The sequence below is a fragment of the Sporosalibacterium faouarense genome, from assembly GCF_016765695.1.
GTDB classification, from domain to species: domain Bacteria; phylum Bacillota; class Clostridia; order Tissierellales; family VENL01; genus Sporosalibacterium; species Sporosalibacterium faouarense.
The window spans coordinates 1-25,121 of the sequence record NZ_JAETGO010000017.1; the positions used below are offsets into that span (position 1 = coordinate 1).

A 25,121-nucleotide genomic window follows, 5' to 3' on the forward strand; every position below is an offset into this window, starting at 1 on the left:
TGGTAGAGCAACTGACTTGTAATCAGTAGGTTGGGGGTTCAAGTCCTCTCGCCAGCTCCATAATGAGAACAGCAGAGATTTTGAATATCTTTGTTGTTTTTTTATTTTTTCTAAAACACAAACCCTGTACATTTAAATCTAAATGCACAGGGTTTTATTATTCTTCATAAGGTTGCCATCTTAAATCTGGACCAAAAAATTTAAGAGGAGTAAACTTACTAAAGATTCTAGAGAAAATTCTCTCTGTATAGATATTTGCAATTTCTATTGGTGAAAGATTAGTAGAAATAATAGTTTTATTCCCTTTTATTAATCTTGAGTTCACAATATTAAAGATTTCTGTGTTAGTAAATGAATTTGTAAGCTCAGTTCCTAAATCATCAATAATTAGTAAGTCAGCTTCAAATAAAAGATTATAGTCCTCTTTACTAATCTTACCGTTATAGTCCTTGTTAAACCTATGACTCTCTACTATCTCTAGTATCTTGAAGGCCGTTTGATAGATTACTATTTTTCCTTTATCAAGTAAAGCTTTTGCAATACAGTTTGACATAAAAGTTTTACCTAATCCTGTTGTACCATAGAATAGCAGATTTTCATCATTATCCTGATCAAAGTTAAAACAGAATCCTTCACATATATTAAGAATTTCCATCATATTTTGTCTAGGAGTCAAATCTTCTTCATTAAAATGCTCAGGTGAAAATAGGGATATGTCAAAGTTTTGGAAATTTTCTTTTCTTAAGGTAGCTTGTAAATTTGACATTTTATAAGCTTCATTTATAAGAGCTTGCTTAAAGCAACTACATTTTTTCCCATTTTCTAAAAAACCTGTATCGTTACATTTGTTGCATTTATAATTGATATCTAAATATTCTAAAGGGATATTATTTTCTGTCATTAGAAAGGCTTTCTCTGCCTTAAGATTATCCATTTTATTTTTTATAATCTGGACATTTTTTTCATAGCTATCTGGATTTTTAAGAATTTCCTTAGAAATTAGAAAGCCCGTCCTAGATATTTCTTCATCAATTTCCTTTACTCTAGGAACCCTTAAATAAACTTCCTCTTGACGTTTTCTTTGTTGGTATTTGGCTATATTTCTATTCTCTTCATATTCCTTTAAAATTCTAGTTATGAATTTTTTATCCATAACTAACCTCCTCATTTTAAATTAGCGATTAGTATGTTTCTTTCTTATGTTCCTTGCAACTTTTTCTAAATCCTCTGCACTATAGCTCGATGTTCTTTGCTCAAAGTTATGGAACTTTGTGTGTACTTTTTTAGAACCATTATTTTTGCTAGATGCTGGTTTAGATATAAAATTCTTACTATTATTCGAACTTGGTCTATCTAATTTTTCAATATCATCCACACTGGAGATACCTTTGTCGTACCAAGCTTCTAAAATTTTATCAATATAATTAACATTTGGATTAGAAATATTCTTAGTGTTTTCGCAGGCTTTTAATACGACTTCTAATGTGAATTTCCATTTATCAAACCATTTATTTATTACTTTCATTTCACCTTCACTCAAAAGTCTATTTTTAAATCCAAGAGACTTCATGATACGTTCATATTTATAAAAGGATTCTTCCTTAGATTTATAGTGTTCTTCAAGAGCTTCTATATTAGTGATGTTCATATCGTACCAATTTCTAATGATTCCACCTACATATTGCACATTTCTCTTGCCCTTTTTTTCTACAGAATAAAAATATGCTTTAATGATAATATCAGGATTCATATTATAGTTCTGAATCCATTCTAGAATCTTCATCTTTTCATTAGGAGCTAAAGTTCTTCTAATAATATCATTAATAGTATTAAACATATCTTGTATTCCAGGTATATTATTAGCTTCGACAAGATCTTTTACTGAACATGAGTATGTATTAGGTTTTTCAGTTTTATCATGTGATGAAACTACCCTATAATTATTATTAATATATAATTGTTTAAGATTTAAAAACTCTACACTGTAGTCATATTCATTATTATTTTCTTTTTTGTGTTTCTTAATAATACCTTTATTTTCCCAAAAATCCCATGCATTAAGGACATCAGTAAGGGGGATATCTAGGTGCTTAGCAATAGTTAAGTTGTTTAAAGATATATTTTCATCTTTATCCATAGCATATTTATAGCCTAATAGATAAACTTTAACATAAGTTCCATCTGCCATAGGCATAAAATCATTAATAAAAATATTTTCAATAGGGGTATCCCCTAAGTCCATATCAGTAGTCTGTATAACAAAAGACAATATACTCACCTTCCATATAATACTTTATGTCTCATTACTTAAAAATGCAAATATTAGACAAAAATACTTACAATATATAAGTATTATATCATAAACAATTAATAAATTTATAATCTACATTAAGTTATATTTTAACATGTAAACAATATATTTAATACTATAGAAATTACCAATATATTTTTAAAAATAATAAATTAAGTAAGGAGATTTAAATGGATAGTATATACATTAAAATGATAAAGAAAATAATATTATTGTTTATTATCACAGTTTTACCTTTAACCATATATATATACATGGATAAAGAAGTAAAAGAAACATTAAAATTTAATATAATTGGCAATAATGATAGATATATAATTGAAGGAGAATTTATTGAAAAAGAGCAAAGTATAGATTTTATTCAAATCATTCAATATACTAATAGTAGTAATCATGAGTTAAAGAAGATATATGCTAAAAATAAATCAGAGCATGCTGAGGTAAGCAGTATACAAATTAACGATGAAGTGAGTAACTTTAAGATTATTGGTAAAGATAGAAATACTATATTAATAGTGCCAAAGAAAGAAATTGCTAAAGGAGAAACAATAACTCTCAACATTGAGTATAAGCTACATTTAAAGCAATATAATTCTAATAATAATGAAAAAAACAAAGAATATATCTTAGAAAATTGGTATCTAACAATGGCTGAATTAAATCAGAGTGGTTGGCAATTAGAATCTGATTATACTAATTCAAATATTGATAAATTAGGAAATTATAGTATAAAAATTATTTTACCAGTAAATTATAAGATAGATACTCAAGAAGGAATTAACAATTTAAGTAAAACAGCAAAAAATAATACAATTTATTATTTGCAGGCTTCAAATATAAATAAAATATTACTAAAAATAGTTGAAAAAAATCACAATGAAAGTAAATAAACATATTATTTACCACAAGGAAGGATTTTAAAAATCAATATAGAATTTCTATTATTGGATAGTTTAGTTAGATAAATAAAAAAAATCGAATAAAAGGAAAAGTAAGTTAATAAATATAAAGTATATGTAGACAGGCATTAAAGCACTAGAAAATTTTGGGTTGAACAATTAATCTAGTATGATATAATTTAGACAGGCTTTATTGCACTTTTATTACATATTAATAAAAACTACATAAAGTGAATTTTTATGAAACACGTAAGGAGGAACTTTTATGAATAACTCAGCTTTTAGCAGAGTTAAAGCTAAGGTGGTAAGATTTATTAATGAGGTTACTCGAGATGAAAATGGCAAGATAAAGTTTAATAAAAGAAATAAGATTATTATAGCATCTGTCATTGTCGCAGTCATTGTTGTGGTTTCTGGTTCTTTAGCGCTGAGAAATACACAAGTTATGAAAAATCTGGAGACACAATCATTAGAAGCAAATGCCTACAAAGTTTATTTTGGTGGGGTTGAAGTAGGTATAGTGCGAAATTCTCAAGAAGCAACACAGGTTCTTCAGGAAATACAAAAAGAACTAATTGAGAAAAATGACATGGATATAGCTATTGACCAAGACTTATCATTTGAAAGTGTTAATGTAGATGAAGAAGCATTAACATTAACTGAAAAATTGAAAAAAAACATTAAAAATAATATGACCTATGAGATTTATGCGAGTGCATTATATATTGATGGCAAAAGAATTGGAGCTATGGAGTCTGAAGAGCAGGCTGAGAAATTATTGGAAGAAGTTAAGGAAACCTATGTAGGAAGAGCTAGGGAAGAAGGCTCTGAAATTGAAGAAATATTAATCGTCGAGAATGTAGAGATTAAAAGGGAAAAAACTCCTATATCTTCAGTTTATGACTATCAAGAAATGTTGGATTTAGTCCAAAAAGGAACTACTGAAAAGAGAGTACATAAAGTAGCTAGAGGTGAGAGCTATTGGGGAATAGCTAATAAATACGATTTATCAGTTGATGATTTAGTATCAGCTAATCCAGATAAAGATAGCACATTAATTCATCCAGGAGATGAATTGAATTTAATAGTTCCTAAACCATATTTAACTGTTGAAACATATGAAAATCAGATATTTAGAGATAAGATAGATTTTAATAAAGAAGTTAAATATACATCATCCCTTTATAGCGATCAGAAGACAGTTCAAAAGGCAGGAGTGTATGGTGAAAAAGAAGTGTTTGCAAAAGTTATAAGGCATAATGGTGTCGAAGTTGAAAAAGAAGTTATGAAGGAAGTAGTAATATCTGACCCTAAGGTACAAGTAGAGCTTCAAGGTACAAAAGCATTACCGCCTAAAAAAGGTACAGGTATATTTATGAGGCCGACTAGAGGAACACTAACATCTAGATTTGGTGCTAGGTGGGGAAGAATGCATTATGGTGTTGATCTTGCATCTAGAATAGGTACTCCTATTAAAGCGGCTGATGGTGGAGTTGTTACTTTTGCAGGTTGGAAGGGAACCTACGGATATATGGTTGAAATAGACCATGGCGCTGGATTTACAACTAGATATGGACACTGTAGTAAAATATATGTAAAAGTAGGAGAAAAGGTATATAAAGATAAAACTATAGCAGCAGTGGGTAATACTGGAAGAAGTACAGGACCTCATGTTCATTTTGAAGTAAGAAAGCATGGAGTTCCTCAAAATCCATTGAATTATATAGGCAAACAATATAGATAAAAAAGCGGCTATAGCCGCTTTTTTTAATTTATGATTAAATAGTAACCTGATTTACTAACCTCATCTGGTAGTTTTTTTCCTATGTAATTAATAATATCTTCGCTTATACCTAAATCATTCATTATTCTTTTATTCATACGATGGTTTAAATTGACTCCTAAAAGCCTTTCATAATACATAGTGCTAATAACATCAGCAATACATACTAGTTTTAGTTCATCCGTTGTATTTTCTGATAAGAAAGGCATATGGTGGAACTCTACAATATCAGTGATGTCTCTACGAATATTCCATTTCCTACATAGCCATCCTCCAACTTCAGCATGGGTTATTCCGCCAAATATTGAGCGTTCCGCTATAACTTGGTGAATCCCTTTTTTTAATTTTTGGGTTACTTGGTCTAGACAGTTGGGAACACATGTATCTAGTAGAGCAACACCTATATCATGGATAAGTCCATAGGAGAAAAGCTTGTACTTATCAGCAGTTTTTAGATGAGAAGATAACATACTACTAGCTATTGCAGTTCCTAATACGTGTTTTAAATAGATATCCATCTTGAAGACTCTGTTTTCATTCGTCGGTGAATATGAAAAAAGCTCCATAGTAATGAAAAAAGTTAAAAGATTTTGAACTGTTTCCATTCCAAAAAAAACTATAGCATCCTTTATTGAAGTTAATTCTCGATTGGTTTTAAAATATCCTGTATTTAGATTTTTCATCATTAATTCATTCAACTTATCAATTTTGCTTATTTTTTCCACTAAAATATCAATATCAGAATCAATTGGATTATTTAAAATTTTAAAAATATCACTGATATCCTTACTAGGTTTAGGTACTAAGTCTGAGTTATCTAAAATATGTAATAATTCTTGTTTATCCAACCCATTCACCCCTTATAATTATATATTTTGTCTGTATGTAATTTAAAATAATTTGTAAAAATGAAGGTTAATATGTTTTAAAGAGCGTAAAGACTGAATCCACTCATTAAACCTAACTTATTTTTATAAGTGTGTCAAGTATATACTTGTGATAATACCCTTTATTTACCAGATTGTTTAGAATCTGAAATGCTTTGTCACAAGACATGCCTGGTCGATACACTCTATCCTCGATTAATGCTTGATATATGTCACAGATAGCTATTATCTGAGCCTCCTCAGTAAACTGTGAACCAGAAAGTCCTTCTGGATAACCAGTTCCTAAAAGGTTTTCGTGATGGTTAGGACCCCATTGAGAAATTTCTTCAAATCCTTTTATTTGTTGTAACATAAACTTTGAATAGTAGGCATGTTTCTTTATAATTAACATTTCTTCATTTGTCAATTTCCCTGGTTTTTCAAGTATATAATTAGGTATAGTTAGCTTTCCAATATCATGTAAATAACCAGATATTTTTATTTTTCTGCACTTTAAGTCATCATATCCTAATGCTTTAGCTATTTTAAAAGCTCTTTTAGAAATCATTTTTGAATGAGTAAGAGTAAACTCACTCTTTTTATCAATGATCATAGCAAAGGCTTCAGAAATTTGTTCTAGTTCATCTATATTGATTTTAACAGATTGTTTAGGTATCAAAGGCAATAATAGAGAATCTATATTGTACACACAAAGATCTAACCATAATTTATCTTTTTGTAATAGTTCTAGCAATATATCAACAAGACTATCGTTAAATTTCAAATTCTTTTCCTTTTCTAGCATGTCTCTAAAATCATTTCTATACTTAAAACTATCTTTAGTCTTATCATAATTTAATTCAACATAATCTGCTAATGATATAACTTGTGCTAGAAAAGGTATATTATCACCTTTTAGTCTTTCAACACCTAGTCCATCCCATCTCTCATGATGATACTTTATGGTGATTGCCACTTTTTTATCAACTGGTAAAGTTCTTACAATTTCATAGCCTACTTTGGTATGAATATCCTTTGCTATAGTCTCTCCTTTTATAAATTCTTCACTTCCATGTAGAAAAATTGAATGAGAAAGGCCTATATCATGAAGAATCGCAGCTTGAAAGGTTAAGTTTAGAAACTCTGGCTTGTTAAGCTTAAGGATGATTTGCATAGCGATGTATGCTACTCTCTTGGAATGCTGCAACTGATTACCTTCTGCTATATCTAGTAGGTATGAAAAGGATAACAATAGTGCATTCAAGTTAGTTTTCATTAATAATCCTCCTTTCATTAAATTTTTCAAAATTATAATGGAAAGATTCACCTAATATAATAGAGCAAAGAAAAAAACTAGGCTGTATGATTATAAAATACAATGCATATATAACTAATTCTCTAAATATATCTTAAAACCTCTATACTATGACAAGAAAAGATATTATATAAGAATGCAAAGCATAGGATCAACATAAAAATATTTTATATAAGTGATATAAATAAAAATAGTTTTTTACCTAAGGCACTGTTGAGTTGGAAATATAGAATTATCTTATTTGTTATATTTCAAGAAATGGGGTATTAGAGGGAATTTGTTGGTGTATAATAAGGAATTAGCGGCCAAAGTGGCCGCTTTTTTAGTTTGGGACTAGAATCTTTCGGTTAAAAGGAGTATAACTAGTATGATGATTATAAAGCTTTCCCCAAATACATTTGTAGTTGTAGGATGTTGTTGTGGTGAAGCCTCTTTTATTTGGGAATTGAAAAGTTTATCAAGGGAGATGATACCAGATCCTTGATTATTGTAATTATCATTTAGACTTAAGCAGTTATCCATTAAATTAGATTTTATCATCGCTGGAGTTAAATTATTTCGTTTACTATGAAGTAATGCAATTGTTCCAGCGACAAAAGGAGTAGCCATTGATGTTCCACTTTGTGAAACGTAGTCATCTAGCTTGCTATTAGATAATGACATTATATCAACACCTGGAGCCACAAGGTCAGGTTTTTTATAACCCGATTTAGTAGGTCCTCTACTAGAGAAAGGTGCAATTGCGTCATCATCTAATTCTGGAGTTTTATTATCATCTACAGCGCCTACAGTTATTACCTTAGGACTATTTCCTGGAGAAAGAATGGTTTTTTTTGAAGGCCCACTATTTCCAGCTGCTACTACCACAGTTATCCCTGCTTTAGCAGCTTCATCACAAGCTCTAACAAGAGGATCTGAGGATATGGGGTCAGTAACAGGTGTACCTAAGGATAAGTTAAGTACCTTAGTATTATACACATCTTTCGTTTCTATAACCCATTGGATGGCACTAACTATACTATATAAAATGCAATGCTAGGCATTTAACATTCAGTGTCTAGATTTTATGGGGAGAAGCTAGTCATTACTTGCTCATAAAGAAATGTATAGCTTTGTATCTGATACTAGAATCTTCTTTTGGTTTAGAAGAGAGAATGCATATATATATAATTACCAGAGAGTTATTATGATTATACTATACCATAAAAGTAATAGCATATTATTACTGATTTTATGCATTGATATCAAGAACTTGTATAAGTTATCTATTGAACTAAAGAAGTTAGTATGTTAACCTTTAAAAAGTAGAGTGTCCTGATCCTTATATTACAAACTCAGGTCTTCCCTAGTTTAAAATAATTAGTAGATAAACATAATCAAAGTGACATAGTTAAAGTAGGGAATCAACGATTAGAAAGATTTTATAGAAACTAATTTTAATTACTGAAAAAGTACTATGTGGTGTGAGGACTATGAAAATGGGTAACAAATAAATTAAATAGCATACTATAGGGGGTATTCTATTGAAAAATAACACAAAAAAAGTGAAAAGATCAATTGAAAAATCTTCAAGTCAGGTTAGTTGGATGAAAAGTATAAGAGCTAAGCTTATAATTTCTATGACTATTGCCATATTATTAAATGCTCCAATAGTAAATCTAATTAATAGTGGGATAAGCAAAGTTATAACAATCAATGAATCTTTTGGAGTATATGTAACATCAATATTAAATGTACTCGTAATATTTTTCATAACACTTTTTATAACTAATATTTTCATTATTAATCCAATAAATAAAATTATTAGCGCTATGAATGAAGCATCTAAGGGAAACTTAAAAGTAAAAGCTGAAATAAAAAGCAATGATGAGATTAAAGTATTAGCTAACAACTTTAATAAAATGGTTTTTAATATTAGTAAATTAGTTGAAGATACTACAATAATGGCTGATAGAACTGAAAAAACTTCAGGGTCTGTAACTAAATCCATTGAAAGAATCAGCAATTCAACTGAACAAATATCCGATATGATAGGAGAAATTGCAGATGGAGCTATTCGTCAAGCTAAAGACAGCGAAGATACATTAAATTCAACTGTTGGACTATCTAATAGTATAGAAAATATGTCAGAAAAAGTTAGCTCTACGGTTTATAATGCGAATGAAATGATGGATAAAAATGATATTGGATTAGAATCTTTAGACCATCTTGAAAGTAATTTTAACAAGTATATGGAAACAGCATCAAATATAGTATCAAGTATTGATGACTTATCTGTAAAATCAAACTCAATAGAATCAATTATTACTACGATAGATGAAATATCTGAGCAAACTAATCTTTTAGCACTAAACGCAGCCATTGAGGCTGCTAGGGCAGGCGAGGAAGGAAAAGGATTTGCAGTTGTAGCAGAAGAGGTTAGACAATTAGCAGAGCGTTCTTCTCTATCAACAAGCGAGATACAAGAGATCATTCAAAACATAACCAATGATATAGGTAATACTAATAAGATGACAAGAGAATCTATGAATCTAGTTAATAATGTAAAGGATTCATTAGTGAACTTAAAGAAGGTTTTTGATAATATCAGTACTAATACAAATGAAGTAGTGAAGAAAATACAGTCTTTGAATGGTGACATAAAAAATATAGTTGAAGTGAAAGAAACTGTTGTTAAATCTATTGAGAGTATAACAACGGTAAGTCAACAATCTTCTGCTACAACTGAACAAATAAAATCTACTTCAGAAGAAGAGGTTAATAGTTTACAAAAAGTATTAGAAAATATGGAAGACCTAGACAATATGGTCAATCAACTAAATAAATCAATTAATACTTTTAGAATATAATAATTACCAGTATTATTATAAAGATAAAGTATAAAAATTTTGAAAAAAGTAAAAGTCCTTTATTTTGAATGAGCATTTATATAAGAGATAAATCTGAGTATATTTAAGCTATAAGATTTCTTTTAGTTAATTTAAAAGAAGCTGTATCAGATAAGAATCAAAATACACCTCATGAAAATATAGTTCGGAATTTTACTCAGGATTCTCTTATATAAAACTAGAAAACTTAGGTTATAAGATTTGATTAATCAATACTTATCTTTGTAGATGAAGCTGACCTTAAGTTGACAATTATATTAATTTTAAATTCAGTGTTCGCATATTCTTCTTCCCAATTAATTTTATCCCAGTATTTCATGTGATTTGCTCTAACATATTTACCAATTCCAAATATATCTGAATTGTAATCTTTAGACTTTTTGATTAAAGATTCTAAATCTTTCAAGAGCTGTCTTTCTAGCTGTTTTTCAACCATTCTATATAAATCTTGGATATCTTGATTTCGCTTTATGTTTGAATACTCAGATATTCTAGCATTGAGCTTAATAGTTAAGAAGGCTTTAATATGAGAATCCTCGAGACTCACTTTGATCTTACTTGATTTATTGCTTGTTCTAATTGTAATATAAGTCTTTTCATCATTATTAACATCACCTCCAGGCACAGTGTAATATTCAGAAGTAAAGTCAGGTGAAATTAGTAAAGACAAAGCTCTAGTCTCTTCACCGTTTAATTCGCCTATAAAATTGTCATCATGAAAAACGCCCATTCCATTTACTTCTATAATATTATTATTTACCTTTGCTAATGGAAGAATAGGTGCATATCCAATTCCACGATATTTAAATATAAACTCATCTAAAGTAACGGGAATAAAGTTATTGGTTTTATTAATATCGAACATATTTGCTAGGTCAGGAATAGGAGCTACGTCTAAGGGATTGACTGATCCTATTATATCCTTTGCTTCTTTGTCTGAAATCAATAAATATAATTTTCTCTGTACATGTGGATTTCTTGAAAAATTATCGATTACCCTTTCAATATCAGATTTAGCTATATCTCTACTAATTATTACAACTTGAAGATGCCCTAAGAAAATTTCTTTCTTTAGTTCATTACCCATTTTTTGTAATGCATTTAGTATAGTATTACCTCTACGTGATATGACTCTACCCTCAGTAGTAAATGTACTAGAAGTTTGAAGTCCAGTTATCGGAACAGGTATTCTAGTTGTAACTACAAATTCACCATCTTCGTTTTTGTCAATGCCTAAACCTGTAATTATATAATAATTATCAATTTGCTTAAAATCCCAACAACCTGTGAAAATAAAAACTATAATAAGTATATAGGATAGAAAAATCAATTTTTTCATTTATTAGCACCTCTTAACTTTATTATAATTAATAATAATAGAGTGATAGAAGTTGATAGAATAATACCTGTATTTCCAGCTAAATTTAATAACTTAATTGTATCTTCATTATTTTGTGGGTACTGAGCCAATAAGTAAGTTATGACAAGATAAAAAGGTAATACTAAACGAGATAATCTCTTCGGTAAAATCTTTGTTAATAGGTAAAAACCACAATAATAGTATATAGAAATCGTGGTGAAAGCAGCAGTTAACCAGAGAGTTAAAAAAAATAATTCGACGCGTTCAAAAATAAAGAAGCGAATTTCAATAGTCTTAAACAAACTAATTACAGGGAAAACAAGTACTTTCACTTGGTCAATTCCAAAATAACCAATCGTAAATTCAACAAGTAATACATAAAGTAAACCAATGAAAATGATACTCTTGTAAATAGTAGGTTTAATATTAATTTTATCGCTTATAAATTTATTGAATATAAATAATGTTTCAATTCCTAATAAAGATAGTAATGACGCTTTAGTACTCCTAAAGAGATGTGAAAGATTAGTATGAAAGAAAGGACGTAAATTATACTCTTTTAGACTAGGAAAAGTAAAAAAAAGTACTAAAACTACTGATAAAACATTGAATATTAAAAAGACAGTACAAAATCTTCCTAAAGTTTCAATTTTTTTAAAACATATATAAGATGCAATTGTTAAGAGAGTTAATATAATTACCTTCATTGGAGTAAGGGGTAGCATCCAAATATTTACTACATCTGTTGTAAATCGAACCGTTGAAGAAGACACAAGAATAAAGTAAGAAATAAAAAGCAAACATACTATTATAGAAATGTACTTACCTAATACGTTTTTTGAAATTTCGTATATGTCACTATTAGGAAAATGATTTAGTAACTTCAATATAAAATACGATATTATAAGGATTAGAATTAAACCTAATAGCATTGGTAACCATGAAGTTGTGCTAGTTTCTTTAGCTAATACTCTAGGAAGTGTAATAAGTCCTATTCCAGTAGTAACTGTTATTAATATAGCTCTAATTTGAAAAATATTTATTCTTTTAACATTCATTTTCTCACCTTTTTCTCATTTTTAGTTCTATAGTAGCTATGTCTTTTAAAATCTAATATGAATGGTTGTCTAAATAGACTTTTCAAACTATTTTTTATACCTTCTTCGCTGAATGGAGCAAAATAAGGAACTCCAAATGATGTGAGGGAACAGCAATGTATAACTAGTAAAGTTACAGAAGCACCTAGTCCATATAGACCAAATATGCCAGCGCTTACAATAAAAAGAAATTTAATAATTCTAAGAGAAATTACTAAATCTACTGACGTAACAGTAAAAGAACCTATTGCAGACAAAGCCACTATGATTGTTAAAAAAGGACTAATTAAACCAGCATTGACAGCTGTTTGACCTACCACTAACCCTCCTACTATACTTATAGCAGGGCCTATAGGACTTGGTATTCGTAATCCAGCTTCTCTTAAAATTTCTAGTGTAATCTCCATAATTAATGCTTCAATTATTAATGGAAATGGGACAACGTATCGGACTTGTGAAAATGGGATAGCTAGTTTAGTTGGTAGCATATCTACATTTACTGAAGTAAGAGCAATATACATAGGAGTAGAAAAAACAGCAAGGAAAGCTCCTATATATCTAATAATTCTTGAAGCAATTGCACTATAAAATCTTTCATAAAAGTCATCTTGTACATGTAAAAAATCTATAAACACAGTAGGTAGTGTTATAGCAGTTGGACTATTATCAGATAAAAGTATCAACTTCCCTTGTAATAGACTTGATGCAGCACGATCAGGTTTTTCTGTAGGATACATTAAAGGAAAAACTGTAATAGGATTATCACTAACTAAATGAGCCAGAAAGGTTCCATCTTGAATTTCATCATAGTCAATTTGAGAAAGTCTTTCCTTAGCTTCATTAACAATTTTAGGATTTGCTATATCTCTAATATATAAAATAGCAGTATTTGTATTAGTTCTAGAACCAACAATTAAATTATCAACCTGAAGTGTTGTGCTTTTTATTCTTTTTCTAATGAGAGCAATATTAGTATTAATGTCTTCTATAAAAGCATCTCTAGGTCCCCTTAAATTCTTTTCTAGGTCTGAATCTGCAATATTTCTTGTATTAGATTCAATAAAGTTTAGTGCGTATGCAATCTTATAACCTTCAACCAAAACAACTACTAGTCCGTTAAGAATGAATTTTACTAACTCTTCATAATTATTGCTTCTTTCTATAGAAGTTGAAGCTAGATATTGTTGTGAAAATAAAGCTTCGATAGAGCTTTCTATATTAGTTTTAATAGACAAATACTCAGCTATGAATTCATTTAAAGATGTTTCGTGAACAAGCCCATTAATATATAATAAAGTGATTTTATTACTAGAGTTACTAATTTCTCTAAATTTAAAATCTTGACTGTTACCAAAAATCTCTTTTATTTTATGTACATTTTTAGACATGGACGAATCTATTGTTTCTTTAATTGAATAATTTTGAGACTTAGTGTTACTTTCATATGGGAAGTCATGCTTCTTATTCGTTAAACTAAACAAATGCTTCAATTTATTTAGCATAAAAACAACTCCTTGTAGATTTGTCATACTATTATTAGGTTATTTTTAGCTAAATAATAATTTTTATTACTTTAAAAAGAAAAAGATAGCATAATTTATATTTTACTATCCATATACTATGATATTTGATTAACTGCTATAAGAGCATCAAGTAAATTTTTATTATAATATCCCTTCTTTACTAACCTATTTAAGATTTGTAATGCTTTTTCATTAGTCATACCTTGCCTATATACTCTATCCTCAACTAGTGCCTGATAAATATCACAAATAGCTATTATTTGAGCTTCTTCTGTAAACTGGTTGCCCGAAAGACCTTCTGGATATCCAGTTCCTAATAGATTTTCATGGTGATTAGGTCCCCACTCAGAAATTTCTTCAAATCCTTTTATCTGTTGGAGTATAAACTTTGAGTAATATGGGTGTTTTTTTATGACTAACATTTCTTCGGTAGTTAATTTTCCAGGTTTATCAAGTATAGTATTTGGTACAGTCAATTTACCAATATCATGTAGATAGCCAGATATTCTCATCTTCTTACACTTTAACTCGCTATAGCCTAATGATTTTGCAACTTTAAAAGCTCTTTGAGATATCATTTTTGAATGTTCAAAAGTAAACTCACTTTTTCTATCAATAATCATAGCAAATGCCTCAGAGATTTGCTCTAGATCGTCTATACCAATTTCAACAGATTGGCTAGGTATTAAAGGTAATAATAAAGAATCAATATTGTACACACAAAGGTCTAGCCATAGTTTTTCTTTCTGTAATATTTCTAATAATTCATCAACAAGATTATCATTAAATTTAAATCCTTTTTCATTTTCTAATTTAATTCTAAATTTATTTCTATATTTAAAACTATCCTTAGTTTTATCATAGTTTAATTCAACGTAATCTGCTAATGCTATAACTTGTGCTAATAAAGGAATATCACTTCCTTTAAGCCCTTCAACTCCTAGTCCATCCCATCTTTCATGATGAAATCTTATAGTTTTAGCAACTTCATATTGTATCGGTAATGTTTTCGCAATATCATACCCAACTTTCGTATGAATGCTAGTAGATTTAGTTTCGCCTTTAAGAAACTCTTGCCTTCCATATAGGAATATAGAGTGTGTAAGTCCAATATCATGGAGGATTGATGATTGAAAGGCTAAGTTTAGGAGCGATTCTTTCTGCAGTTTAATAATAATTTTCATGGCGATATATGCTACTCTTTTTGAATGTTGTAAATGGTTGCCTTCGGCCATGTCAAGTAAAAGTGAAAAAGATAATAAAAACTCATTTAAATTAGTTTGCATTTTTACATTCCTCCTTAGCTTAATTAGTGCAAGATTAATATAAAGGGACCACAGATGAAAATTGAAATACAATGAAATCATTTTGTGAATCAATAAAGAAGTGTATTTATTCATTTCTCCACAAAATTCTTAAGTCCTCTAGTATAGTAAAATTAACTTCTAAAGTTTAGTTACTTGTAATAAATCCATATATCTCTGTAAGTTTACTTCATGCTGTAACTAAATCTGTTTAAAAATCCAGAGTAATTACAAAGAGCATTTTAGAGTAATATCAAGAAAATCTAGGAGAATAACAGATTTATATTTAAATTTGAGAGTATACTTAATAATATGTAAATATATTATGGTTGTAAATTGTTATATATGGGTATATAATAACTAATAATTTCATTAAGAAAAATAATTAAATCGCTTAATTCTAATAGAAGCGGGGGACCCATTTTTTTGGGGCGAATTCCGAAAGGATAGGATAACTCTTTCAATCCGAGCCCGACAGCTAACCTCGTAGGCGTTGAAGGAGAGAATCATGGTATGCTTTGCATTTGATTATTCTTTTTTTGGAATAATAGGACCATAGTTCTCTATGGTTCTTTTTGTGTTTTTGTATAACTGAAAGAGGGTGATGATTTGAAAAAAAGTATTAAATTTAAAATGTTAGGTATATTTATTTTAATTTTTTTAGTTCTAATATTAAATAGCATGTGGGCCATATTCAATTTTACTGGATTAAGCAACTCAATAGAATCAATTATGGAATCAAACTATAGGAGTGTTGTTGCAGCCCAAAATATGATAGTAGCATTAGAGCGTCAAGACAGTGCTGAGTTGTCATATATGTTTGCTAGTAACCAGTCGGCAGCAGATAATTTCCTCGAGAATCAAAAAACATTTTTTAAGTGGTTATCTAGAGCAGAGGATAATATAACTGAGTCTGGAGAAACTGAAATATTAGAAAATATTAACCAATTATACACTCAATATATACAAGAGTTCTACAAATTGACAGAAATTGAGAAGCAACAAGGAACTGCAGAAGCAAGAGATTATTACTATAACAACATACTGCCTTTATTCGAAGATAACAAAGGAGAATGTAGAAAGCTATTAAATCTTAATCAAAATACCATGTTAAATAGAAGAGATAAGGCACAACAAACTGCAAAAAAGGCATCTTTCTCAACATCAGTGGTATCATTACTTACAATAACTATTGGGTTAATATTAGCTATTTACTTAACGAGAAAAATAGTAAGACCTATTGAGAATCTTATTGATAAGATTAAAAATATTTCTGAAGGTGATTATAGTCAGCAGTTAGACATTACAGGAGCTGATGAGATAGGTGAACTGGCTAGAGAATTTAACACAATGACTGAAAAGCTAAAGTCTTATGAATTACTTAATATTAGAAAGCTTAAGAAAGAAAAACAAAAAGCTGAGGCTATTGTTGAGAGTATTAGTGATGGGATTATAGTAACTGATGAGAATAATAATATAATTCTAGTAAACAGAGCAGCAGAAAAAGCTTTGGATATTAAAGAGAAAGAAGTTTTATATAAGCACTTCCTTGAAGTAATAAAGCAGGATGATATATTTAATACCATTAATAAAGTAAAAAATGCAAAAGAAATAAGTGAATATAAAAAATACAAAGATATATCTATTTCACTTGATGAGGTAACTAAACATTATAGAATTAATGTTAAACCTATGTCTGATAAAGAAGGAGATAATGTTGGTGTTGTTACATTAATGCAAGATATAACCAAGCTAAGAGAAGTAGACCAGATGAAATCAGATTTTGTATCCACAGTATCCCATGAATTTAGGACCCCTTTAACCTCCATTAGTATGTCAGTAGAATTATTACTCGATAAGACACCTGGTGATATTAATGATGACCAACAGCAATTATTAGAGGCAATCAGGGAAGATGGAGAGAGACTAAAGAATCTGGTAAGTGACTTATTAGACCTATCAAGATTAGAATCGGGAAAGGTTCAAATGGATATTGGTTCTTATAGCATAAAGGAAATAGTTGATTATGCTGTTAAGCCATTCTTAAAACAGGCGAAGGATAAAAATACATCTATTGAAGTTAATGTTAAAGAAACCTTATCTAGAGCAAAGGCTGATTTTAATAAAGTTTCTTGGGTAGTGACTAATTTAGTTAGTAATGCGCTTAGATATACTCCAACTGATGGGACAGGTAAAATTGAAATTATAGCTAAAGAAACGGCAAATAAAATTTTAGTTTCTGTAACTGATAATGGTAGAGGTATCCCAGAAGATGACCAGAGTAAAATTTTCGATAAGTTTATCCAGGCTAAGGATGAGAATGGAGAAACGTCTGGTGGAACTGGATTAGGTCTAGCAATAAGTAAAGAAATTATAAATGCCCATGGAGGCGATATATGGGTTAAAAGTAAAATTGGGGAAGGAACAACGTTCTACTTTACTCTTTACACTGGTAATAAATAAGAGGGGGTTTACATGAGAAAAATACTTGTAGTAGAAGATGAAAAAAATATAATTTTACCTTTAAAGATGTTTTTACAAAAATCAGGATATGATGTTAGAATTGCCCGCAATGGTGTTGATGCAATTAATGAAGCACAAGAATTTATCCCTGATTTAATACTACTAGATATATTGTTGCCAAAAATGAATGGATATTTAGTGTGTCAATCATTAAAGGAAGAGCAAAAGACTAAACATATACCAGTTATTTTCATGAGTGCTAAGACTCAACAAGAGGATATTAAAAAGGCTCTTAGTGTTGGTGGAGAAGAGTACATTGTTAAGCCATTTACCAACGAGGAATTAAAGAAGATATTAAATAAATATTTGAAGGAGGATGAATAAAATGAGTAAAAAAATATTAGTTGTCGATGATGAAAAGAACATTAGGATGACCTTGAGTCAATGTTTAAAAGGTGAAAACTATGATGTTGAGCTAGCAGTCAATGGAGAAGAAGGACTAAATAAACTAGAAGGTAATGATTTTGATTTAGTACTTTTAGATATAAAAATGCCTGGACTAACAGGGATGGAAGTGTTAAAAAAATTAAGAGATAAAGGGAATAATATCAATGTAATCATGATGACCGCTTATGGAACCATAGAAAAAGCTGTTGAGGCAATGAAATTAGGGGCAATTGATTTCCTTAGCAAACCCTTTACTCCTGAAGAAATACGAAAGCTAGTAAATGATGTATTGGGCAGAGAGGCTTTAAATGAAGATGAATTAGAATCATTTAAAGATATTGTTGAATTCGCTAAGAAATGTATATTAACTAGAGATTATGAAAAAGCTGAAGAATACTTAAAGAAGTCTATTGCAGAAGACGCATCATCACCAATACCCCATAATCTCCTTGGAGTACTAGCAGAATATAAAGGGGATGTTCAAAGAGCTCAAAAACATTATAGAGCAGCCCTAGCCTTAGACCCAACCTATAAGACTGCTGATAAAAATTTAGAAAGGACTATACAAATGAGGTATACTACTAAGGGTATAAGCTTAGGAGGAAGCTTCGATGAAGAAGAATAAGGATGAATATATAATTATTGTTGGATGTGGAAGGCTAGGTGCAAATCTCGCTAGCCTTCTCTCTAAGGCAAGAAAAAGCATAGTAGTAATAGATAATGATAGGGATGCCTTTAATAGACTATCCGATGAATTTAGTGGATTCACAATTGAAGCTGATGCCACTGAAGAGGCAGCATTACTTGAAGCTAAAATTGAAAGGGCAGATGTTGTAGTAGCAACTACAAATGATGACAACACTAATATAATGATAGCTCAAATAGCTAAATCTATCTATAACGTTGATAAAGTGGTTGCTAGGTTATTTGAACCATCAAGGCAAAAAGTTTATGAGGAACTAGATATTGAGACCATATGTCCTACTGAATTATCGGCAATTGCCTTTAGAAATATTATTTTAGAAGGACAAGGGGAGGGCTAATATGAATATCATTATTGTAGGAGGAGGAAAAGAAGTTCACTTCTTAACGAGATCTTTTATCTCTAAAGGATACAATGTAACAATAATCAATAATAAAAAAGAACACTGTGAAAAGTTAGCACGAATGCATGAAAAAGCTTCAATAGTATATGGAGATGGAACAAAACCATATGTTTTAGAAGATGCAGGAGCTGCATATTCTAACATAGTGATAGCACTTACACCAAAAGACCCAGATAATCTTGTAATATGTCAATTATCTGAGAAAATATTTAAGATAAGAAAAACCTTTGCTGTAGTTAACGACCCTAAGAATATTGATGTTTTTAATCGTCTTGGTGTTGGAACAGTGATAAGTACATCAGATATCATATCGTCGTTAATTGAACAGAAGATATCTGTAGATGAAATAACCAATCTTATTCCAATTGAAGAAGGAAAAGTTGCAATTATGGAAGTTGAAATTAATAAAGACCATGATATATTAGGAAAGCAATTAGTTAATTCTAATCTACCAAAGGAAGCAATTGTTGGATGCATTATAAGAAATGGGAATGCAGTTATACCTAGAGGTGACACTGTCATATTAAACAAAGATAAACTTATAATATTATCTCTACCCAAGGTACAATCAGATGTATTGACGGCTATAAGGGGAAGGATTGATTAAGATGATCTATTTAGAACAATTAAGAGAACGCTATCAGCTGATAGTTGGATATGTTGGAATAATTTTGATAGGAGTAGGTATTGCACTGCTTTTGCCATTATTAATATTACCAGTGTATCAATCGGAAGTAAATCAAATATTTTATTTTTTAATTCCTTCAATATTAGCTATTATGAGCGGTTTGTTAATGAGACGGAGCAAGAAATATGCAAATGAAGAAACTTTAACCCTTCACGAAGGTGGAGTTATAGTTGTACTGTCTTGGCTATTGACTGTTGTAATTTCAGGACTTCCTTTTATATTATCAGGTCAGCTTAATTTTACTCAGGCTATGTTTGAGGCTGTGAGTGGGTGGACAACTACTGGACTGTCAGTTGTAGATGTAACTAAGACTCCAAATACTTTTCTGCTATGGAGAAGTATAATGCAGCTTTTTGGTGGGGCTGGTCTAGCAGTGGTAATGTTATCAGCAATCATTGGACCCCATGGATTGGGATTGTATAATGCAGAAGGTAGATCAGATAAGCTATTGCCCCATGTTGCTAAGTCCACAAAACTAATAATGATGATATATATGAGTTATGTTACTACTGGAGTTATTTTATATATTTTAGCTGGAATGCCTTGGTTTGACTCAATTAACCACTCCATAGCTGCATTATCTACTGGAGGCTTCTCAACTGTAACTGGTAGTATTGGAGAGTATGATAGCTTAGCAATTGAACTAATTACGATAGTATTAATGTTTTTAGGAACAATAAATTTTGCTGCACACTTTATACTACTGAAGGGACAAGTGAAGAATTTCTTCAAGGTTGGAGAGATAAGATTTATGTTCTTACTCTTAACTTTAGCAATACCTATAATTATATTTGTTAGTATGATTCCTCTTTATGAATCTATATCTAAAAGTATAAGAGTAGGATTGTTTGAAACGATTTCTGCCTTATCAACAACAGGATTCTCTACTGTGGGATATGGTGATTGGAATAGCTTTGGAGTATTCATTCTAATAATTTTTATGATTATAGGCGGTGGAGCAGGTTCTACAGCAGGTGGTATGAAGCAGTACAGAGTTTATATTATGATTAAATCATTAATATGGAACATAAAAAGCTACTTTCTACCCCAGAGGTCTGTTAGACAGGAATATGTAAATCGACCTGAAGGCAAATATTATGTTTCAAAAGACCATGTGTTTGAAATTGGGACGTTCACGACCATTTATTTTATAGTTTACGCCATAGGAGTTCTGATATTACTGGCTCATGGATATAACCTGCAAGATTCAATGTTTGAATTTGCATCAAGCTTAGGTACAGTTGGTTTATCAGTTGGAATAACGTCACCTAGTGCTCCAGTTATGGTGCTATGGACTGAAATTGTAGGTATGATGCTAGGAAGGCTTGAGTTTTTTGTAATATTCTTTGCAGGTATTAAAATATTTAAGGATCTAAGATTAATTTCTAAGAATAGAGCTTAGAGTAGTTAATAGTTAAGGGGGATTTTATGAGTAGGTTGAGAGAATTTGAGATAAAAAGAGGGAATATTTTATATAGAAGAAAAATAGAATTCAAATCATCTCTTCAAGAGTTTATATGGAAACTTAAGATGAAGATAAAGGGGTATACAATAAAGGAAATGAAATAACGTTTTGAGTTGATGTGAAGAAAGGACCTAACAATTAGATCCTTTCTTTTTGATTAAATATATCAGGATAAAATTTTAAATTTAAGTGAACTTTTAGTTATATATAAGATAAATACATTCAGCTTATTCTCCAAATACCTTAATCTCTAAATTTTCTCCATCCCAAAGTATTTGATCAACTATCATATTAAGCATTTTCTTTTTTTCATTATGTTCAAGTTCATCAGCATCTTCAGCAAAAGAAGTGAGTAAATGTTGTATCATATCAATATTTTTCTGCTGATATAAAGAGTTCTCCTTTTTTTCATCTGCGTTATTTATTATTTTCTTAAGGGACTTAATATCTTTATCAAGCTCTTCAATCTTTTTTATAATATATTTACTCGCAGTAGAGGCCTCGTTTTCACCTAGCTGTATAGTTAAATTACTGATAATTTTCTCTTTTTCATTTAATTGAGATATTAGTTCTTTAGTATTATCTTCATGAAGTTTTGTCTGGGATCTCGCATAGTCTCTATCCTGGTTCAGAGTATTGAAATATTCACCAGTATCCTTAGCAAGGCTTTTTATATGATTCACCACTAATTCGTCAAGTTGTTCTCCTTTTAAATTAGGAACCGAACATTTAGTACCCTTAGATTTCTCTTTTAACCTACATTTATAATAGTGAGGTCTTGTGCCATCACTTCTCTTAGTACCATAAAGAATACGAAATCTACTACCACAATTTTTGCATTTTAAGAGGGTATTTATTAATCCAACTTTACTAGTTCCTTCTCTAGGGGCCTGGAACTTATTTTGATTAAGCATTTCTTGTATTTTAATGAAATCAAATGAATCAATAATTCCTTTATGATTTCCCACTGCTACAATCCACTCAGATTTATCCCTTAGCTTATGACTCTTACCCTTTCGTTCAATGTTTTTATTATATGTCATTAGACCATGTTTACCATCGAATTCAGATTTATTTGAGGCTATGTCCATATTATGCCTTTTGCAATACTCATACATCATATCATCAGCCTTAACATATACCATATTTGTTAAAATGCCCTTAGCTGCAGTTATATCAAAAAACTTATTATTAACAGTGGTTATGTTATTCATAGTTGACCAGACTTCTATCTGATTCAAACTACCAAATTCTAAATATTTTCTAAAGACTTTTTTAACAATTTCTATTTCTTTAGGAACTTGTTTAAGCTTATACATAGTTTTTTTATTCATATTTGAATCGAAGTATGTAATTGGTTCGCTCTCATATCCTGTTGGTGTCTTACCCCCTAGCCATCTGCCTGATCTGGCTAAGCTAAGCATATTATCTCTAATACGTTCTGCAATAGTTTCTCTTTCCAGCTGAGCAAATACACTAGCAATGTAAAGCATCGCTCTTCCCATAGGGGTAGAAGTATCAAACTGCTCCTTCAGAGAGACAAAAGAGATATCATTTCTTTCTAGGGTTTCTATGGTGTCTGAGAAGTCTGATATGTTACGGCTAATCCTATCGAGTCTATAACATATTAAAACGTCAAATTTCCCGCTTTTAGCTGCTTTTAACATGCGTTGGTACTCAGGACGATCTGAATTGCTCCCTGAAAAGCCTTCATCTTCATATATGATAAAACTATCTACAGAGAAATGATTATTAGCATACTCCTTACACATATCTATTTGATTACGAGTTGATTCACCTTTACCTGTGAATCGAGATTTTCTAGAGTAAATTGCAATTTTCAAATTAATCACCTCAAGGATATTATATCAAAACAATTAGTATAAGTAACTAGAACTATTAGAGAGATTACCTCTTTTAACTTTTGAGAACACAGGTTATTCTCAAGCCAATAACTGAGAAGCAATTATAGAAAATTATATAGAAAACAATGAAGTCCTAATATCCTGCTGCAAGATGCACAAATATACATAAATATGGAAATTATGATATAATATAGGGAAGTGCATTGGATAAAAAAGATATTACTGACTGTGTTCGTGAACATAATGTATTTTTATATTTCGGCGACATAGTGATGGTAAGAAGATGCTAGTCAAAAAAATTATAGAGTGGGTGATGACTCTGAATTATGATTGGATTGTACATAAAGCTAGAAAAGAGTTAAATGAATTTCGAAAAGGAAGCTATATTATAACGGAAGAATTTATAAGAAATATTACTTCTATTTATACAAGCTATATGACAAAATTAATTAATATTCCTATAAGTGGAAATAGCTATTATGACCTTAAAAAGAAATATAATATTTGTAATTGTATAACAAAAAAAGATTTTGTTAAAAAACTTATTAGTATCAATCCATATTACTCCATGGTCTTAGTAACAAATTTTTATGAAGAAAAATTAGATAGAATAAAGATTTTAAATTATGAACTATTGTTTAATGAATATAAAGAAGTACTAATTACCGGAAAACTATCTATGTCTAACTTGCAATATATATCTCACTTTAAAGTACTAAATGTTTTAGATGAAAATAAAAAGAGTATTGATATTACTCACTCAACCTTTGATTTTAATATTAATAAAAAGGAACTTAATTTCAAATTGAAGTGCCATAATAAGTGTAAAAATAAGTTGATTAATCATAATCCGATTACTTTAGAAGTTGAGGTTTTTGGACTTAAGAAAGATAGCTTAACAAATATACTTGACTATGTCCATACAGCAATATACCATATGGAACAAGGAAATATTAAGTATGCTTTTTATGCTTTATATTCATCTTTTGATAATTTAGTCAAAATACTATATGATGGATATTTCGAGTTTCTAATTGATAATTATGAAAAGATTAAAAACTCTGCTGATAAAATTGGGAAGGATTTGCTTGACTTTAGTGAAGGAATGTATTGTGATGATTTTTGTTCATTTAAAGATAATTGTGAATATAAAGATGGGAGTAGTCAAGATAAAAAACAAGAACATTGTTACTATGTTCAGTTTATTGAAGATGAGCATAATAAGTTAATAAATCAAGAAATAATTAATTACAAAAAAGTTATTGATGATTATTTAAAAAAGGAAATTAGAGAATTCAGTAATAAACAGAGAAATTTGCAAACAAAATACAAGTTAGTGTTTGATAGAATTAATACTAATAGAAGTTATGATGAACTTGTTTTAAAATTAGATTACCTTTATAATTTTACTGATATTAGAAATAAAATCGCACATGGTGTTAGTGTTGAATTGAAAACACTTGATTTAGAAAATATGTTATATAATCTCTTAACTGTTATATTTGCATTTGCTCGTAGTTTTTCATCTGAAGAAGATATGTGGGAGTTTTTGTTTTCAGGATAGTGCTAAAATTTCTTCGTCTAACATTGGCTTGATTGAGATTGAGAAGAGCACTCAATGTTGCAAATCCTTAGACGTTATAAGACATGGCGATATAGATTAATATGTGTACATAGAAATAAAATAAATTAATTAATATCTGATAACCTTTAAAAATACATACTAAATCATAAAGATCAT

Annotated in this window: 21 protein-coding genes and 1 riboswitch; of the genes, 11 read left to right on the forward strand and 10 right to left on the reverse strand. The window is 29.7% G+C overall.

Going from position 1 to position 25,121, the window contains the following annotated elements:
- Window positions 1–157 precede the first annotated feature (157 nt).
- Both JMO20_RS01775 and JMO20_RS01780 read right to left on the reverse strand, forming a co-directional pair.
- Window positions 158–1,153, reverse strand: a complete 996-nt coding sequence (locus JMO20_RS01775) for an ATP-binding protein (protein WP_202707591.1) — start codon at window positions 1,151–1,153, stop codon at window positions 158–160.
- 21 nt (window positions 1,154–1,174) lie between these two features.
- Complete coding sequence (locus JMO20_RS01780) at window positions 1,175–2,269, reverse strand: DnaD domain-containing protein (protein WP_202707593.1); 1,095 nt, start codon at window positions 2,267–2,269, stop codon at window positions 1,175–1,177.
- Between the two features lie 212 nt (window positions 2,270–2,481).
- On the opposite strand from JMO20_RS01780, the gene JMO20_RS01785 reads away from it, so the two are divergent.
- Together JMO20_RS01785 and JMO20_RS01790 are read left to right on the forward strand one after the other, a co-directional pair.
- Window positions 2,482–3,201 carry a gluzincin family metallopeptidase gene (locus JMO20_RS01785; protein WP_202707595.1) on the forward strand — a complete coding sequence of 240 codons (720 nt, stop codon included), beginning with the start codon at window positions 2,482–2,484 and terminating at the stop codon, window positions 3,199–3,201.
- 274 nt (window positions 3,202–3,475) lie between these two features.
- Entirely contained in the window at window positions 3,476–4,954 is a 1,479-nt protein-coding gene (locus JMO20_RS01790) for a peptidoglycan DD-metalloendopeptidase family protein (protein ID WP_202707597.1), read from the forward strand.
- Between the two features lie 23 nt (window positions 4,955–4,977).
- On the opposite strand, the gene JMO20_RS01795 is transcribed toward JMO20_RS01790, so the two are convergent.
- The 3 genes from JMO20_RS01795 to JMO20_RS01805 form a co-directional block, all read right to left on the reverse strand.
- Entirely contained in the window at window positions 4,978–5,841 is an 864-nt protein-coding gene (locus tag JMO20_RS01795; protein WP_202707598.1) for an HDOD domain-containing protein, read from the reverse strand.
- 112 nt (window positions 5,842–5,953) lie between these two features.
- The gene (locus JMO20_RS01800) at window positions 5,954–7,135 is read right to left on the reverse strand and encodes an HD-GYP domain-containing protein (RefSeq protein ID WP_202707599.1); all 1,182 of its coding nucleotides are present in this window, start codon (window positions 7,133–7,135) and stop codon (window positions 5,954–5,956) included.
- Between the two features lie 372 nt (window positions 7,136–7,507).
- Window positions 7,508–8,203: a S8 family serine peptidase gene (locus tag JMO20_RS01805; RefSeq protein WP_202707824.1), complete on the reverse strand. Its 696-nt coding sequence runs from the start codon at window positions 8,201–8,203 to the stop codon at window positions 7,508–7,510.
- Between the two features lie 494 nt (window positions 8,204–8,697).
- Between JMO20_RS01805 and JMO20_RS01810 the strand changes: the two genes are divergently transcribed.
- Window positions 8,698–10,023 (forward strand): methyl-accepting chemotaxis protein, encoded by a 1,326-nt coding sequence (locus JMO20_RS01810; protein ID WP_202707600.1) that lies wholly within the window; start codon window positions 8,698–8,700, stop codon window positions 10,021–10,023.
- Window positions 10,024–10,267: 244 nt separating this feature from the next.
- Here JMO20_RS01810 and JMO20_RS01815 read toward each other — a convergent pair whose 3' ends face one another.
- The 4 genes from JMO20_RS01815 to JMO20_RS01830 all read right to left on the reverse strand — a co-directional run bounded on the left by JMO20_RS01815 (window position 10,268) and on the right by JMO20_RS01830 (window position 15,328).
- Window positions 10,268–11,401 (reverse strand): Ger(x)C family spore germination protein, encoded by a 1,134-nt coding sequence (locus JMO20_RS01815; RefSeq protein ID WP_202707602.1) that lies wholly within the window; start codon window positions 11,399–11,401, stop codon window positions 10,268–10,270.
- On the reverse strand, window positions 11,398–12,480 hold the full coding sequence (locus tag JMO20_RS01820; protein WP_202707604.1) for a GerAB/ArcD/ProY family transporter: 1,083 nt from the start codon (window positions 12,478–12,480) through the stop codon (window positions 11,398–11,400). Before JMO20_RS01820 ends, JMO20_RS01815 begins: the two co-directional genes overlap by 4 nt.
- Window positions 12,477–14,021 (reverse strand): spore germination protein, encoded by a 1,545-nt coding sequence (locus JMO20_RS01825; RefSeq protein WP_202707606.1) that lies wholly within the window; start codon window positions 14,019–14,021, stop codon window positions 12,477–12,479. The genes JMO20_RS01820 and JMO20_RS01825 overlap by 4 nt, the downstream gene beginning before the upstream one ends.
- Before the next feature lie 116 nt (window positions 14,022–14,137).
- Window positions 14,138–15,328, reverse strand: a complete 1,191-nt coding sequence (locus JMO20_RS01830; RefSeq protein WP_202707608.1) for an HD-GYP domain-containing protein — start codon at window positions 15,326–15,328, stop codon at window positions 14,138–14,140.
- A gap of 399 nt (window positions 15,329–15,727) precedes the next feature.
- Window positions 15,728–15,855, forward strand: a riboswitch (cyclic di-AMP (ydaO/yuaA leader).
- Window positions 15,856–15,955: 100 nt separating this feature from the next.
- Here JMO20_RS01830 and JMO20_RS01835 point away from each other — a divergent pair.
- The 7 genes from JMO20_RS01835 to JMO20_RS01865 are packed head-to-tail and all read left to right on the forward strand — an operon-like array spanning window position 15,956 to window position 21,619.
- Window positions 15,956–17,809, forward strand: a complete 1,854-nt coding sequence (locus tag JMO20_RS01835; protein ID WP_202707609.1) for an ATP-binding protein — start codon at window positions 15,956–15,958, stop codon at window positions 17,807–17,809.
- A 12-nt stretch (window positions 17,810–17,821) separates the two neighbouring features.
- On the forward strand, window positions 17,822–18,193 hold the full coding sequence (locus tag JMO20_RS01840) for a response regulator (protein ID WP_202707610.1): 372 nt from the start codon (window positions 17,822–17,824) through the stop codon (window positions 18,191–18,193).
- A 1-nt stretch (window position 18,194) separates the two neighbouring features.
- Window positions 18,195–18,881, forward strand: a complete 687-nt coding sequence (locus JMO20_RS01845) for a response regulator (protein ID WP_202707611.1) — start codon at window positions 18,195–18,197, stop codon at window positions 18,879–18,881.
- Window positions 18,868–19,299 carry a potassium channel family protein gene (locus JMO20_RS01850; protein WP_202707614.1) on the forward strand — a complete coding sequence of 144 codons (432 nt, stop codon included), beginning with the start codon at window positions 18,868–18,870 and terminating at the stop codon, window positions 19,297–19,299. The genes JMO20_RS01845 and JMO20_RS01850 overlap by 14 nt, the downstream gene beginning before the upstream one ends.
- A 1-nt stretch (window position 19,300) precedes the next feature.
- Window positions 19,301–19,969, forward strand: coding sequence for a potassium channel family protein (locus JMO20_RS01855; protein WP_202707616.1), 669 nt, complete (start codon window positions 19,301–19,303; stop codon window positions 19,967–19,969).
- 1 nt (window position 19,970) lies between these two features.
- Window positions 19,971–21,452 (forward strand): TrkH family potassium uptake protein, encoded by a 1,482-nt coding sequence (locus tag JMO20_RS01860; protein WP_202707618.1) that lies wholly within the window; start codon window positions 19,971–19,973, stop codon window positions 21,450–21,452.
- Window positions 21,453–21,478: 26 nt separating this feature from the next.
- Window positions 21,479–21,619 carry a hypothetical protein gene (locus JMO20_RS01865; protein WP_202707620.1) on the forward strand — a complete coding sequence of 47 codons (141 nt, stop codon included), beginning with the start codon at window positions 21,479–21,481 and terminating at the stop codon, window positions 21,617–21,619.
- A gap of 123 nt (window positions 21,620–21,742) precedes the next feature.
- On the opposite strand, the gene JMO20_RS01870 is transcribed toward JMO20_RS01865, so the two are convergent.
- Window positions 21,743–23,359 carry a recombinase family protein gene (locus tag JMO20_RS01870; RefSeq protein WP_202707622.1) on the reverse strand — a complete coding sequence of 539 codons (1,617 nt, stop codon included), beginning with the start codon at window positions 23,357–23,359 and terminating at the stop codon, window positions 21,743–21,745.
- A gap of 304 nt (window positions 23,360–23,663) precedes the next feature.
- Between JMO20_RS01870 and JMO20_RS01875 the strand changes: the two genes are divergently transcribed.
- On the forward strand, window positions 23,664–24,944 hold the full coding sequence (locus JMO20_RS01875) for a hypothetical protein (RefSeq protein WP_202707624.1): 1,281 nt from the start codon (window positions 23,664–23,666) through the stop codon (window positions 24,942–24,944).
- Window positions 24,945–25,121: the final 177 nt, after the last annotated feature.